Source organism: Nonomuraea sp. NPDC005650, from assembly GCF_040605375.1.
In the GTDB taxonomy this organism is placed as follows: Bacteria; Actinomycetota; Actinomycetes; order Streptosporangiales; family Streptosporangiaceae; genus Nonomuraea.
The window spans coordinates 1-1143 of the sequence record NZ_JBEXCR010000145.1 but is presented as its reverse complement, the minus strand read 5'-3'; the positions used below and the strand labels follow the sequence as shown (position 1 = coordinate 1143).

General features: G+C 73.1%; 1 protein-coding gene. It reads left to right on the top strand.

Features of this window, described 5'->3' with window-relative positions:
* Window positions 1-1143, top strand: a 1143-nt coding sequence (locus ABZS69_RS67080) for a ketoacyl-synthetase C-terminal extension domain-containing protein (RefSeq protein WP_355395691.1), incomplete at both ends; no start/stop codon positions are given.

Here is a 1143-nt window from a genome sequence, read left to right as displayed (position 1 = left end):
CTGCTGGAGCGGTTGTCGGACGCGCAGGCCAACGGCCACCGGGTGCTGGGCGTGATCCGCGGGTCGGCGGTCAACCAGGACGGCGCCAGCAACGGCCTGTCCGCCCCCAACGGCCCCTCCCAGGAGCGCGTCATCCGCCAGGCGCTGGCCAACGCGGGCCTGGCCCCGGGTGACATCGACGCGGTCGAGGCCCACGGCACCGGCACCAAACTCGGCGACCCCATCGAAGCGCAGGCGCTGCTGGCCACGTACGGGCGCGATCGTGATCCTGCGGACCCGCTGTGGCTGGGGTCGTTCAAGTCCAACGTCGGGCATGCGCAGGCCGCTTCCGGCGTGGGGGGTGTGATCAAGATGGTCCTGGCCGCCCGCGAGGGGCTCCTCCCGCAAACCCTGCACATCTCCACCCCCACTACCCACGTCGACTGGGAACAGGACCAGATCCGCCTCCTCCAGCAGGCCCGGGAATGGACCAACCGAGCCGACCAGCCGCGCCGCGCCGCCGTCTCCTCCTTCGGCATCAGCGGCACCAACGCCCACCTCATCCTCGAACAGGCCCCCGCCCTCGACACCGGTGCCGGTTCGGCCGCCGGCTCCGGGGCGGGCGCGGCTGCCGGTGCCGAGGCCGTACGTCCCCTGCCGCTGGTCCCGATCACTCTGTCCGCTCGCGACCAGGTCAGCCTGGCCGCCCAGGCCGCCCGCCTGGCCGGCCACCTCGCCGCCCACCCGGACCTCCCGCTCCACGACCTCGCCCTGTCCACCGCCAGCCGGGCCCACCTGGAGCAGCGCGCGGTCATCCTCGCCGGCACTTCCGACGACCTCCACCAAGCCCTCCACCACCTCACCACCACCAAGGGCGCTGGAGGTGGCAACGGCGTCGGCGCGGTCAACGGCAGCGGCAACGGCACCGCCAACGGCACGGGCGGCGGCAGCGACGTGGGCGCGGGCATCGGCAGCCGCGGCAACGGCACGGGCGCCGACGGCGCCACCGTCAACGGCGGCCTCAATGGCAGCGGCACCAACGAGAGCAACGGCGTGGGCATGGCGACCCCCGGTACCCCCGGCTCAGGCAACGGCAGCAACACCCGGACGAGCGTGAACGTCATCACCGGCCGAGCCAAACCCGGAAAAATCGCGTTCCTCTAC